The organism is Paraburkholderia sp. RAU6.4a (assembly GCF_050435625.1).
GTDB classification, from domain to species: domain Bacteria; phylum Pseudomonadota; class Gammaproteobacteria; order Burkholderiales; family Burkholderiaceae; genus Paraburkholderia; species Paraburkholderia tuberum.
In genome coordinates this window covers 4,067,052-4,080,634 of record NZ_JBNDKQ010000002.1, presented here as the reverse complement: position 1 = coordinate 4,080,634, position 13,583 = coordinate 4,067,052, and the positions used below count along the sequence as shown (strand labels likewise).

General features: G+C 68.6%; 8 protein-coding genes and 1 pseudogene. 4 read left to right on the top strand and 5 right to left on the bottom strand.

All coding sequences use genetic code 11. The annotated features are described in order from the left end of the window. Positions 1–137: 137 nt before the first annotated feature. Positions 138–377, top strand: a complete 240-nt coding sequence (locus tag OKW40_RS23615; RefSeq protein ID WP_090804113.1) for a hypothetical protein — start codon at positions 138–140, stop codon at positions 375–377. A gap of 235 nt (positions 378–612) precedes the next feature. After that, positions 613–870 carry a DNA-binding protein gene (locus tag OKW40_RS23610; protein WP_090804111.1) on the top strand — a complete coding sequence of 86 codons (258 nt, stop codon included), beginning with the start codon at positions 613–615 and terminating at the stop codon, positions 868–870. 80 nt (positions 871–950) lie between these two features. Here the strand turns inward: OKW40_RS23610 and OKW40_RS23605 are convergent. Continuing rightward, positions 951–1,112: pseudogene (locus OKW40_RS23605) on the bottom strand (putative quinol monooxygenase); the annotation flags it as partial. Between the two features lie 492 nt (positions 1,113–1,604). Between OKW40_RS23605 and OKW40_RS23600 the strand changes: the two are divergent. Further along, positions 1,605–2,900, top strand: a complete 1,296-nt coding sequence (locus OKW40_RS23600; RefSeq protein WP_429357181.1) for a sensor domain-containing phosphodiesterase — start codon at positions 1,605–1,607, stop codon at positions 2,898–2,900. A gap of 12 nt (positions 2,901–2,912) precedes the next feature. Here the strand turns inward: OKW40_RS23600 and arfB are convergent, their stop codons facing one another. Next, the gene (gene arfB, locus OKW40_RS23595; RefSeq protein ID WP_429491766.1) at positions 2,913–3,317 is read right to left on the bottom strand and encodes an alternative ribosome rescue aminoacyl-tRNA hydrolase ArfB; all 405 of its coding nucleotides are present in this window, start codon (positions 3,315–3,317) and stop codon (positions 2,913–2,915) included. A gap of 189 nt (positions 3,318–3,506) precedes the next feature. Here arfB and OKW40_RS23590 point away from each other — a divergent pair, with 189 nt between their 5' ends. After that, positions 3,507–4,148, top strand: a complete 642-nt coding sequence (locus OKW40_RS23590; protein WP_090804107.1) for a VC0807 family protein — start codon at positions 3,507–3,509, stop codon at positions 4,146–4,148. Positions 4,149–4,203: 55 nt separating this feature from the next. Here OKW40_RS23590 and OKW40_RS23585 read toward each other — a convergent pair whose 3' ends face one another. From OKW40_RS23585 to recC, 3 genes are read right to left on the bottom strand one after another with little or no spacing between them, the layout of a single operon-like run. Continuing rightward, on the bottom strand, positions 4,204–6,294 hold the full coding sequence (locus OKW40_RS23585; protein WP_429491764.1) for an AAA family ATPase: 2,091 nt from the start codon (positions 6,292–6,294) through the stop codon (positions 4,204–4,206). Continuing rightward, positions 6,291–10,016: an exodeoxyribonuclease V subunit beta gene (gene recB, locus OKW40_RS23580; protein ID WP_429491762.1), complete on the bottom strand. Its 3,726-nt coding sequence runs from the start codon at positions 10,014–10,016 to the stop codon at positions 6,291–6,293. The genes OKW40_RS23585 and recB overlap by 4 nt, the downstream gene beginning before the upstream one ends. Continuing rightward, positions 10,013–13,405, bottom strand: a complete 3,393-nt coding sequence (gene recC / locus OKW40_RS23575; RefSeq protein ID WP_429491760.1) for an exodeoxyribonuclease V subunit gamma — start codon at positions 13,403–13,405, stop codon at positions 10,013–10,015. Before recC ends, recB begins: the two co-directional genes overlap by 4 nt. Between the last annotated feature and the right edge of the window lie 178 nt (positions 13,406–13,583).

Below are 13,583 nucleotides of genomic sequence, written 5' to 3'. Positions count from 1 at the left end.
CAGTTATTACAAAACGTAACAAGTGTTGAGTACGGTTACAAAGCCATCGGCTGGAGAAGAGTTTGCTCGATAGAATGCATTGTCTTTCCCACTGGACAGGCAATACTCGGGTCCACCACCATTCTACGGAGGTAACGATGAAGAAAGTGTCCATGGCGATCCTGGTTTCCTTGTGTGCCGCAGCCGGCGCGGCTCACGCGCAGGACAACGGCATCACGACGAGCACCGATCCGGCGAAGGCCGCCGACGTCGAGCAGCGTGCGCAAGATTTGCAAAACCGCGAGCAGTCGATGGGAAGCGCACCGGCCGCGCCGGCCAAGCATCACAAGATGGCTCCGCATCATCCGAAGAAGGGTGCCGACGCGTCGGGCACCTGAACGACTTCGCGGATTTCGCCTCGCGGCCTCGTCGTGAAGGTGAAAAAGCCGAAGCTGGCAGCGCCGGCTTCGGCTTTTTTTATTTGTGCGACCCGCTCGCTGCTGGCAAGGCACTCCGAGCGTGCACCGGCCTGGCAAGCCGCCGGCGCTCTGCTCTCTGTATGCTAAAGTCGCGCACCGACCGGCGAGCCGCCGGCATCCCCTAACCCGTGCGCACCCTGGTGCGGAGGACAGCATGAGCAACATCCAGCTTGATATCGAATGGACCGAAGCAGCATCTCGCAAGATCGAAAAACTGATGCCGCGTGGCGGTCAGGAAGCGTACCTCGCGCTGCCGCCCGTCGAATGCCTGCCGATGGAAGGCGACGTGCTGTTTCTCGGCCCGGCTGGCAAGCAGGAGCCGTTCATTGTCGCGGAGCGCCAGTATCACCATGACGGCGACGCCGACTGGACCATCATCCTGATTCTCGATGTCCCGCAAGCAACCCACTGATCGCTGACGGCGCGCCGGCGGCCTCAGGGCCGCCCCACCTGTCCAGCGTGTCCGCGCGCCGCTGACGCCCGCGCCCGAATTCAGGCGATCTTCGACACCACGCGAATCTCCGCGTGCTCGATCCAATCCGCGGCCGCCTTCTTATAAGCCTGGATATGCGCGGATTTCGCATGCGCCGCGAGCGCATCCTGGCTTTCCCACCGCTCGATGAACACGAACCGGCGCGGCTCCTGCACGTCGCGCCAGAATCCGCCCGGCAGAGCAGTGCCAAGCCCGCCGCCCGAATGGCCGCATCAGCGCCTACAGCGGCACTAGCATGTGAGCACCGTCGGCCTGGAGTTTGGCGGGCGACCACCGGGCGCCCTGCTACCCTCGGCGTGGTACGGTAACTCATTGCGATTGGGAATCGGTTTCGCGCGTGGCAAGCGCGCGGGACGCTCCGGCGCATTACCGCAACGGATTGCCGCACGGCCGTAGGCAGCCGTTTTGCAGACAATTTTCACGCCCATGCGTTTGTGATAACCCGCACATTGTCGCGCGCTGCAAACTGCTAGACTCATTTTGACCAATTCGCCGGAGTCCAGCGTGGCTGGCACCGCCCTTCGTGTTCGCGGGACGCATTCGTTTCGTTCCGGCGGCGCTTCGGGTGTGCGAGCGCTACGCGCCGAATGGGTTTGCGTGCCCCTTCATTCCCTTGCCGCAACGATCCCATGTCAGCTTTCATGCCCGCTTCTATGCCATCCGTCAGCGAATTGACCGTGAGCGGCCTGCTCCCGCACCTGGTCCGCGGCGAGTCGGGCTGGACCGCGACCTGGCGCGCGTTGACATTGCACAGCGTGTTCCAGCCGGTGCTGTCGGTCACGCATCAGTGCGTGGTCGGCTACGAGGGGCTGTTGCGCGCGTTCGATCCGGTCGGTCTGCCCGTCTCGCCCGAAGTATTGTTCTCCGGCACGCGCTCGGCCGCCGAAGCGCGCGAACTCGATCGCATCGCGCGCTGCCTGCATGTGGCGAACTTCATGGAGCAAGGCATCAGCACCGGGTGGCTGTTTCTGAACACGCGCCCGCAGGTGTTCGAAACCGGCTGGCCGCAGCGCGCTTTCATCGACGAGTTGTCCGCGCATTTCGGGCTGCCGCAGGAGCGCATCGTGATCGAAGTGCTCGAGCAGCCCGCCGACGATGAATCCGCCGTCGCCAGCATGCTCGCCGCCTCGCAGCCGCGCGATTTTCTGATCGCGATCGACGACTTCGGCACCGGCTTCTCGAACTTCGATCGCGTGTGGCGCTTCCGCCCCGACATCGTCAAACTCGACCGCTCGCTCGTCGCGCGCGCGGGCAAGCGCGAGGGCGACGAATCGATGATCAGCCATCTGATCGCCATGCTGCATCAGTCGGGCACGCTCGTGCTCGCCGAAGGCGTCGAAACCGATGAAGAGCTGATGATCCTGATGCAGGCCGACGTCGATTTCGTGCAGGGGTTCTGGTTCGGTCAGCCAGAGAGCAGCGTGCTGGCCGCCTGCACGAAGGTGCCTGCGCTCGTCGCGTCGATCTGGAGCAAGTTCGCCGAATACGAGCGTGCGCACGCCGGCCACCAGCGGCTCGGGTTCGAGGGCTTCGCGGAAGCGGTGCTGGCCGCCGCCGACACCTACAAGGCGACCGGTGACCTCGAACAGGCCGCGCAAAAGGTCTGGCATCTGCCCGAAGCGCGCCGCGTGTTCCTCACCGACGGCCTGGGCGAGCAGACCCAGCCTTCGGTGACGGCGGCGTCGGTCCCGCCGCCTCCGAAGCGGCTCGCGCCGCTCTATACGGAGACGCGCAGCAACTGGTCGCGTCGCGCGTATTTCCGGCACGCGCTCGCGGCGCCGGGCCGCGTCGCGATGATGGGGCCGCATTATTCGCTCGCCGATGGTCAGGACTGCTACACCGCGGCGATCGCGTTCGAGCGCGACGGCACGCACGTGCTGTGCGTCGACTTCGTGCCGGAGGCGTCGCCGCCGGATGTGCGCACCGGCACACGCGGCGCGAGACGTTAGCGAGCCACGCCGCTACTCGTGCACGCGGCCGCGCCCCGTCTTGACCTCGCCGCGTTTGGCCTTGCTGTCGAGCCGCCGCAGGTTCGACGCGCGGGTCGGCCGCGTCGCGACCCGATGCTTGCGGGTCACGCTGACGCTTTCGATCAGTTCATCGAGCCGCGCGAGCGCCGCCGCGCGGTTCATCTCCTGGGTCCGATGCTCCTGCGCCTTGATGATCACGACGCCGTCGCGCGTGAGCCGGTGGTCGGACAGCGCGAGCAGACGCATCTTCAGCACTTCCGGCAGCGACGAGGCACGCACGTCGAAACGCAGATGGATCGCGCTCGACACCTTGTTGACGTTCTGGCCACCCGCCCCCTGCGCGCGCACGGCGGTCAATTCGATTTCGTTGGGCGGGACCGGATAGCGGGATGTCATGGGTGGTCGGCAAGGAAGATGCGTCAGTGTACAAGCGCTCGACGCGAGATGCCCGAACTCGCGGGAAGGCGGCGGAGCGCCCGGTGCGGCGCCCGGCGGCACCGGCTCGCGAACGCTACGAAAAAAACCATTTGCGTCGGCCCGACCGGTTCATCGATACTGGTTCTTTCGCTTACGGCGTAAATTCATATGAAAATCCGTCCCGGTTTCGTGCTCGAACTGGCCGTCAACTTTCTGCTGCCGTGGCTTGCTTACCGGCTCGCGTTGCCGCGGGTCGGCGAGACCGGCGCGCTAATCGCGTCCGCCGTGCCGCCGCTCGTGTGGAGCGCGATCGAACTCGCGCGCTTCAGGCGCGTCGATGCGCTCAGCGTGATGGTGGTGGCGGGCATCGTGCTGTCGGTCGCGGCCATGGCGCTCGGGGGCAGTCCGCGCATGCTGCTGTTGCGCGAGTCGCTGGTGTCCGGCGCGGTCGGCGTCGTGTTCCTGCTGTCACTGCCGATGCGTCGTCCTCTGATCTTCTACCTCGCGCGCGCGACGGTCGCGCGCGAAATGGAAGGCGGCGCCGCGCATTTCGAGGCGCTATGGCGCGAGCGCCCCGGTCTCGCCACCGCGATGCGAACCATGACGCTCGTGTGGGGCATCGGGCTGACCGCCGAAACCGCGCTACGCGCATGGATGGCGCTGACGTGGCCGATCGAACGCTTCCTCGTCGTGTCGCCGTTTATCGGCTACGGCATCTACGCGGGACTCGCGCTGTGGACACTGTGGTATCGCAGGACGATGCGCAGCCGCGTCGAGGCCATCGAGCGGGCGAGCGGGGTTGCCGGTTGAGCGCCGCTCGCACCACAAGTCCGCCACTTCGCTTTTTCTGCCTGCTGCCGCGCAATCAACGCGATGCTTCGGCAATCCGCGCGGCCAGCCCCGAATCACGCTGCGTCGGCGTCGCGATCGCCTGCGCGAGCACGGCCCGCGCGCCGATCACCTCGACACGTTCGCGCGCGCGAGTAATCGCCGTATACACGAGCTCACGCGACAACACCCGGCTGAACGCCGACGGCAGCACCAGCACCGCCTGCTCGAACTCCGAACCTTGCGACTTGTGGACCGTCAGCGCGAACGCGGTGTCGTGCGGCGGCAGCGCGGCCGGCGACACCGCGCGCACACCGCCGTCGCCGGTGCGGAAGTACACGCGCAGCGCGCCACCCGCGCCCGGCAGCGCAATGCCGATGTCGCCATTGAACAGACCCAGCGCGTAATCGTTGCGCGTCACCATCACCGGACGTCCGGCAAACCACTGCGCGCCGACCGCGAGCGTGACGCCCGCGGCGCGGCGCACCTCAGCCGCCATCGCCGCGTTGACCTGATCGACGCCGCGAGGTCCGAGCCGCGTCGCACAGAGGATGCGGAAGCGGTTGAGCGCGTCGAAGAGCGGCACTGGATCGGACGTATCGACGGCGAGCGCCCTGGCAAGCGCGTCGGCGTACGGCGCGAAGCCACCGGCAAGTCTTGCGGTGGTGCGCTCGGCCAGCGTCGTGTGAGCGTCCTCGTGCAGCGCCGCGGCGCAGACCTCGGTCGGGTCGATCTGCAATACGTCGAGCGCCGCGCTCGGTGAGCCGTTGCGAATCGCGACGGACAAACGGCCGATCGGCGACTCGAGGCCGAACCGGTAGTTGCGCTCGAGCCAGACGACGCAGTCCGCGAGCGGGTTGCGTTCGATCGGCGATCGCTTATCGCGATCGGCCTGCTCGCCAGTCGCTGATGTCACGCCGTCACCGAACGGATCGCCCGACGCGGGTGGCTCGAAGGTTTGCGGCGTCTCGGGCGGCGCAAATAAATCGTCCAAAGGTGCTTCATCGACTTCACGCAACGCGCGCGGCAAAGCCCGCGCGAGCCGCGCCTCGTCGATGTCGAGCGCCTGCGCGACCCATTGCAATCCGCGCGCGCTCAACGCCGGCCGCGCGCTGAGTTCGGCGAACACCGCGCCGGCTTCGACCGCGGCGAGCTGGTCCTTGTCACCGAGCATCACGAGCCGCGTTTGCGGCCCGATCGCGTCGAGCAGATGCGTGGCCATCGCCACGTCGATCATCGACGCCTCGTCGATCACGACCACGTCATACGGCAACGGATTATCGCGATGATGCCGGAAGCGCCCGCCCGGCCCCGACCCCAGCAAGCGATGCAGCGTGTACGACGTCTGCGGCAAACGCGCGGCGAGTTCGGGCGGCAGGTCGCCCGCGCGCGCGAGCAACGCTTCCTGCATCCGTTGCGCCGCCTTGCCGGTCGGCGCCGCCAGCGCGATGCGCAAATCGGCCCGCGCATCGAGCAGACACGCAAGCACGCCGACCACGGTCGTGGTCTTGCCGGTTCCCGGGCCGCCGCTGACGATCGTCAGCCGCCCCGACAGCGCCATCACGGCCGCGACGCGTTGCCAGTCGACGTCGTCGTCTCGCGGCGGACCGAAGTAGCGCAGCAGGCGTTCGCGCAAAGCGGCGGGGGCGGTGTCGGCGTCGGCCTTCGCGGTGCTCGCCTCGCCCGTCGCATGCGCGACCAGGGCGTGGGCCAGGCGCCGCTCGTAGTCGTAGTAGCGCGCGAGATAGAGACGCCCCTGCGCGTCGATCACGAGCGGGCGCAACGCCGCCGCGCCCGTCGCGTCCGCTGCGCCATCGCTTGCCATGCCGCTCGCGAGCAGCGCCGCGCGCACTTCGGCGCGCGACGCGTCGAAGCGGCGCGCGAGCGTCGCGAGCGGCACGCACACGTGCCCTTCGGCGGTCGCGCGGCTCGCGGCGAACGCGCCGCGCGCGGCCCACTTCACCACCTCGGTCGATGCGCCACCGCGCCGCGCGAGCATGCCGATACGGCGCGCGAACCCTTCGGCGAGCGCGATGCTGAAATCGGCCGGTGCGGGCAGGTTGACGCCGATGTCTTCGAGCCCGAGCGGCGCGGCCGCGCGCTCATCAAGCGTGCCGGGCGTGCTCATGCGCCACCTCCGATCATCGCCGCGTCGAGCAGCGCCACCAGTTCGAACGGCGCACGCCGCCTGTGCACACCGGCGGCGCCGTCGACATCGCGCCAGTCGGGCCGCACGCCGCGCACGAACAGATACAGGTAGCCGCCGATATGCGTGTCATATGCATAGTCGCGCACGCGCGTCTTCAGATAGCGATGCAACGCGACCGTATAAAGCAGCGCCTGCAGGTGGTACGCGTGACTCGCCATCGCCGCTTCGAGCGGCGCGGCCGCGTAGTCGGCGGCGGTGTCGCCGAGATGGTTCGACTTCCAGTCGACGATCCAGAAGCGGCCGTCTTGCTCGACGATCATGTCGATAAATCCTTTGACGAACCCGCGCAGAACGCCGGGCTCGAGCGCGACGTCGGGATAGCCGTATTCGATCAGCAGCTCGCGCAGCGCCCGAAAATCCAGCGACGGGGCCGCGAACAGAAACTCGAGTTCGTTCAGGCGCCGACGCGGATCGAGCCGCGCGAGCGTCATGCCCGGCACCAGTTCGGTCGAGACGACATCGGCGATCAGCCGATGCATCATCGCGGGCAAGCGCGCGGCGAGCTCGGGCGCGGCAGGCGCCGGACGCTCGCGCAGCGCGCCGCGGATCGCGTCGGGCCAGGTGCGCGCCTCGGTAAAATCGGCGAGTTCGAACATCCGATGCAGGCAATCGCCGGCCGCCGCGCCGCGCGGGAACGCGAGGATGTCGTCGTCGGCATGCGCCGGGGCGCTCGCCGCGGCGAGCGGCGTGAGCAGCGGCGCGGCGGGTAGCGCATCGGCGATTTCATCGTGGTCGGGCCGCACGTCTTCCTGCGGCGCGTGCGCGTGCGCATCCGCGCTCCTGCCGCCGGCCGCGATCAGCCCGCTGAAACTTGCCATGCGCCACTGATCGCGCAACGGCCGCCGATTCGCGCGCGCGCGCAGATGCGCGCCCTGATCCCGCAGACTTTCGAGCGGCACGCGGCGCGTCACTTCGGGCAGCGCCCGCAACGTGACCGGTCCGCCCGCGAGCGCCTGCCAGCTCGCCGCGAGCGCGGCTTCGTCGGGCGGCTCGGCGAGCCAGGCGTCGAACGTGTGGCCGCTGCCGCCGACGAGCCAGTTCAGCACGCTGCGCCGCGACTCCTTCGTCGAGCGCGACGACAGATACGTGCCCGCGACCAGGTAGCAGCGATACACCGCGCGCGTGAGCGCCACATAGACGAGCCGCGCGCGTTCCGCCGCCTGCTCGCGCACCGCGTAACGCGAGGCGCGCTCGGCTTCCTCTTCGTCGCAACCGTAGTGCAGCACCGCCTCGCCGCTGTCGTCGTGATACTCGCGCGCGTCGGGCAAGCCCGACGAGGGCGGCTCGCGCAAGCCGCCATCGTTCAGAAACGGACAGAACACGACCGCGTATTCGAGTCCCTTCGATTTATGGACCGTGACGATCTGCACGAGATTGCGATCCGACTCGAGCCGCAGTTGCGCCTCGTCACCGCCGCCCTGCTCGCGCTGCGCGGCGAGCCAGCGCAAGGTAGGCGCGATGCCGGGCTGGGTGGCCGCGCGCGCCTGTACGAGCTCGGCGAGATGGTTCACGTTGGTCAACCGACGCTCACCGTCGACACCCGCGACGAGCCGCTGCGCGACGCGCAGCTCGCGCACCAGCGTGCGCCACATCACCGCGAAGCCGCGTTCGTGCCACAGCATCCGGTAGCGCGAAAAACGCTCGACCCAGCCCATCGCGTCGGCGGCGTCGAGCGCTGGCGCGGGTTCGTCAACGGCCTCGGCCGCGGGCGCATCGGCGACCTGCGTGAGACGCCACAGCGCGGCGGCATCGAGCCCGAGCCAGTCGGTGGCGAGCGCGGCGCGCAGGCGACGCAGATCGCCGGGCGTGTCGATGGCGGCCAGCACGCGCTCGATCTGCTCGGCGTCGAGCGTCGCGAACACCGACGCCTGCGCAAGCTCCACGCTGCCGACGCCCCATGCCGCGAGCACGCGTTTGACGAGGCTGCCCTGCTTGTGCGTCTGCACGAGCACGGCGATATCGCCCGGTGCGAGCGGCTTGTCGCCGATCGTCACGACACCTTCGCGCGCCCCTCGCAAAAGCCGCACGATCTCGGCCGCGCACGCTTCGCTCGCGGCGCGCTGCGCGCTGCGTTTGTCCAGCGGCGTTGCGCCGCGCGGCAACGTCCAGATGCGGAAATCGCCGCCGCTCGCGTCGGGATCGGTAAACGGCGCGCGGCGCCGCTCGCCCGCACGCACTGGCTGATAGTCGAGCCCGTCGAGCACGAACGCCTGGCGGTTCGCTTCGAAGATCCGGTTGCACGCCTCGACGATCGGTGCGGTCGAACGCTGGTTGACCGCGAGCGTGTAGCACGCGGACGCCGACTCGCGCGCCGCGAGATACGTATGCAGATCCGCCGCGCGAAAACTGTAGATCGCCTGCTTCGGATCGCCGACGAGGAACAGCGGTCCCGCCGGCGCGAAGATGCGGCTGAAGATCGCGAATTGCAGCGGATCGGTGTCCTGGAACTCGTCGATCAGCGCGGCCGGATAGCGGCTACGCAATGCATCGGCGAGCCAGGCATGCGCGGCCAGTGCGCGATGCAGATTCGCGAGCAGATCGTCGAACGATACAACGCGGCGCGTGCGCTTGCGCGCCACCAACTCGGCCGGCGCGTAGTCGAGCCATGTCTGCACCAGCGCGAGCCAGCGCGCGCGCTGCGCGGCCTCGGCGGCGACCACGGCCGCGGCCAGCGCGTCGGCATGCTCGAAGAACGGATGTGCGGGCGGCTCGAACTTGACCTTGGTTGCCTTCTTCAACGCCGACGCCGTCAGCTTCAGCGCGGCGCGCGGCGGCGGCGCATGGCAGTCGCCCTGCGCGAAGTAGTCGGTCCACGCGGCGATCGCGGCGCTCACGTGATCGGGCTTGTGCGTGGTCTTGCTCAGGCGCTCCTGTGCCTCGGCCAGTAGCGCGACGATCGCGTCGCGTTCGGCCCGCCAGATCGCGCACGCGACATCGAAGCCGGCCTGCGGATCGGCGCTTGCGCCGGCCGCGTCGACGCTGCCCCAGCGCAATTGCGCGAGCGGCTTTTTCAGGCGCCGTGCCAGCTGCTCGTCGAGCGACGCGGGACCGGCGCGCTTGGCCACCAGCCACGCGGCGAACGCCGGATGCGCATGTGCGACCGGCTCGACCTGCTCGCGCCAGAAATCGGCGGCGAGTTCGAAACGCAGCGCCGCGTCGTCGGCTTCCATCTCGAACGCGAATGGCATCGCGGCCGCGAACGGCGCTTCCTGCAAGGCGCGCTGACAGAACGCGTGGATCGTGTGGATCGCGGCCTGATCGAACGTGCGCAGCGCGCGGCGCACGACCTTCAACGCGGCCTCGCGCTCGATACCGCGCTCCGGCGCGAGCGTCGTTTCGAACAGCCGGCGGATGAACGGATCGTCGCCGTCGTCGTCCATCTCGATCGCGCGATGCAGTTCCGCGAGACGGCCGCGTATGCGCTCGTGCAGCTCCGCGGTCGCGGCCTTCGTGAACGTGACGACGAGAATCTGATCCGCGTTCAGGTTCTTTTCGAGCAGCAGCCGCACGTACAGCGCGCAGATGTTCCACGTCTTGCCGGTGCCCGCCGACGCTTCGATCTGGTTCACGCCGTCGAGCGGACATGCGAACACGTCGAGTTCGTCGGCGGCGAGGCTTTGATGGCGCAGCGCGTCGCTCATGAGGCGCTCCGCAAATGCTGGATCAGTGGCTTGAAGACGATCGCGGCGAGGCTGCCGAACGGTTCGTCGAGCGTGAGCGGTGTGCCGCGCAGCGCGATGCGCAACGCGGGGTCGTCGGATTCGCCGCGCACGCGGTCGTTGACCCATACGCCTTGCGCCGCCGATTCGCTTTCGCTGAGCCGCGCCCATGCGCTTTTCGGGAAGAAGCGCAGCGGCAGCCGGCGGCCGGCATTGAAGAGCGCAGCCAACGGCGCGAGTTCGTCGAGCGGAGCCGCGACGGGCGCGAGCTCGAAGCTCTCGCCGCTGCCGTGCCATACGGTGCGGCGCGGCCCGTCCGGCTGCGCCGCGCAATAGACCAGATGCGCGAGCCACGCGGACAGATAGTCGCGCGCGCTGGCTTTGGCATAACGAAAGATCACTTGTCCCGTTCCGGTCAGCAGGTTCAACGTGCCGCGCAAATGCAGCGGCGTTTCGGCGGACTCGAGCAACAGCGCGTCGTAGTCGCCAAACAGGGAGACGGCGCTGTCGGTGCCAGCGCCGCCTTGCGGCCAACGCGGCGAGACGTCGAGCACGAACGGCAAGCGCTCGACGCCCTCGGCCACTTCGCGCCGCACGCTTTGCGCCAACTGCCGCAGCGCGGACAGCTCGCGCGCGCGCCAGACCGCGCCGGTCGCGCCGCCGGGCAACTCGGGGCTCGCCTCGGCGACGCGCTGCACGCGGCTATAGATCACCTCGTCGTCGGTGCCGGCGTCTAGCAGGACCGGCAGCAGGCGCTCGGCGAGTGCGTCGCGGCCCGCATAGTCGAGATCGAACGGCTCGGTGTCGAGCAACTCGCCCTGCGCATCCGACAACGCGATACCGAGCCGGTCGCGCAGCAGTGCGCGCGCCGGATGACGCCAGAAGCGCACGAAGTCGTCGAACTCCACCTCGTGCATGTCTTCCGGCGGCAGCGGTTGATCGAAGAACGGCGTGGCGGCGGCATGCCGCGGTTCGGCAAGCAGCGTGGCCAGCTCGGCGCGATTGGCGTCGTAGGTGAACAGGTCGGGCTTCGCCGCGAAGTAGTCCGACGCGAACGCCTGCAACGGATGCTCGACGATGAACTCGCGCCGCGCGCTGTCGACCTCGGCCGGACTCGCGTCCTCGCCCGCCGACACCTGCGCGAGATGATCGAGCAGTTCATCGACGAGCGCGGCCGGCGGCAGCGGCGCGTTATCGCGAATGCTGCGGCCCGTGTAGGCGATGAAGAGCCGCTCGCGCGCGGCGAGCAGCAGATCGAGGAACAGATTGCGCTCGTCGTCGCGGCGCTGACGGTCGCCGGCCTTGCCGAACGCGGCCATCAGATCGAACTCGTCGGCACGCGCGAGCGACGGCAGCACGCCGTCGTCCATGCCGAGCAGGCAGACCACGCGGAACGGCAAACCGCGCAAGCTCGTCAGCGAAGAAAACGTCACGCTGCCCCACGGCACGCCGCCCCGTGCGGGGTCATCGAGCGCTTCGGTGAGCGCGGTGCGCACCACCGAGGCCGGCAGCAACACATCATGCGCGCCGGCCTGCATCGCGGCGCTCATCGCATCGAGCGCGTCGCGCACGGCCGCGAGCGAATCGGCGAACTCGACGCCGCCGTCGAAGCACTGCCCGAGCGTTTCGAGCAGCAGTTGCGACCAGTCGGACGGCGTGCGCTCGATCGCGCAGCTCGCCGCGAAGCTGTCGATGTCGTCGACGAAACGCGACAGACGGCCGAGCAGTTCAGCATCCGAACCGCCCGCGCCTTCGACCGGCAGCCACGCATCGACCGGCTCGCCGCCTGCCGGCATCGCGTAGCCGAGGTACAGGCGCGTCAGCGCATCGGCGAACGTATGACGCGCGACCGGCACGTGTTCACCCAACGGTTCGAGCGGCGCGAGCCCGCGCCGCGCGCCGGCGGCCGCGAGCCATTCCTGCGCGGCTTCGAGCGAATTCGCATCGATGCCGTAGCGCACCGCGACCGCGTCGACGCGCAGCCATTCGATCAGATCCGGCGCGCCGACGCTGCGCTCGGGCAGCGCGAGCCAGTCGAGCAACAGACGCGCGACCGGATTGGCCTGCGACGGCGGCAGGCCGGTAATGCGGTACGGAATGCGGCGCGTGTCGCCGGCGGGCGTGGTGCCGAACACCGCATCGATCAGCGGACCGGCTGCCGCGAGATCTGACACCGCGACCAGCACGTCGGACGGCTGCAGATCGTCGAATTCGTCGAACCAGCCGAGCAGGCGATCGTGCAGCACTTCGAGCTGCCGGGACAGGCTATGACAGACGTGCACCTCGATACCGCGCTCGATAGGCAACTCGTCGGCATCGGCCTCATTGCGCAAAGCGAGGATGCCGTTCTGCACGGCGGCGAGCCAGCTCGGCTCCGGGTTTTCGGTGAAGTCGCCGGTCTCGGCCGATGCGGCGCTTTCGGTCAGCTCGTGCAGCATATGCAGCTGCGCCTGAGTCTGGCGGCCCCATTCGGCGAGCAGCGGATGACCGACTTCCTGATAGTCGAGCTGCCCCGCCGCGTCGAGTGCCTGCACGCGCCCTTCGCTGACCACGTCGAACCAGAACTCGCGGCACGGGTTCATCACGTACAGACGCACGTCGATCCAGCGCGACAGCGCACGCAGCAACGCGATATGCAGCGGCGGCATGGTCGGCAGCGCGAACACGCTGACCGCCTCGGGCCATTGCGCGTTCGAGATCGCCTCGAGATCGAGCGCCGCGATTTCATCGAGGAACCGATACGCGGGCGGCAGCGCGGCCGCGGATGTTTGCGCATGACCGCCGGCTTGCGCGAGCTCGGCGAGCACCGCGCGCCACAGCGCCGCCTGCCAGCGCTCGTCCTCGCGCGCCGCGTCGCTCGCGCCGGTCAGACGCGGACCGGTGTCGTCAGCCGCGCCGCTCGCGAAGATCGAGCCGCCCTTGTGCCATTGCAGCAGCCATTCGGGACGATAGGTCAGATAGTGATCGAGCACGGTCGCGACGCGCCGCGCGAGTTCGTAGCGCATCGACGCGTCGGCCGCATCGAGATAGGCGCGCAGACGCGGCGACGCGTTCCACGGCAGCGCTTCGTCTGAGTCGTCGAGCAGCCGGTAGCAGCGCCACACGAGCCGGTCCGGCGCGAACGGCGAATGCTTCGGCACCTCGATCACGCCGCCGATCTGCGCCCACAGCCATTGCGCGAGATAACCAAAGTTAACGTTCGCGCAGATGCCCTGGCGCGCGGCGATATCGAGCTCGAGCCGCCGGCGCACGGCCGCGCTCGGCACGATCACGGGCCGCGCGGTCCACGGATCGGACGGCGCTTGCGCGAGGTCGCCGAGCAGCGCGCCCACCAGCGTTTCGTAGCGGTTCGAGTAGAAGAGCTGAAGCATGGATTCCAGATCACATTTGGCACGCTGATGGCCCGCGAGCGATGCGCGCGAGCCACGGCGGACATTGAAGCGACAGCATAACAAACCCATCCCCAGGGCATAACCTGGCCGAATGGACGAGGTCAGAACGCGCGCAAAATCAGTTAGACTCGACGGCAGTTTCGCGCTGTCTTTCCAA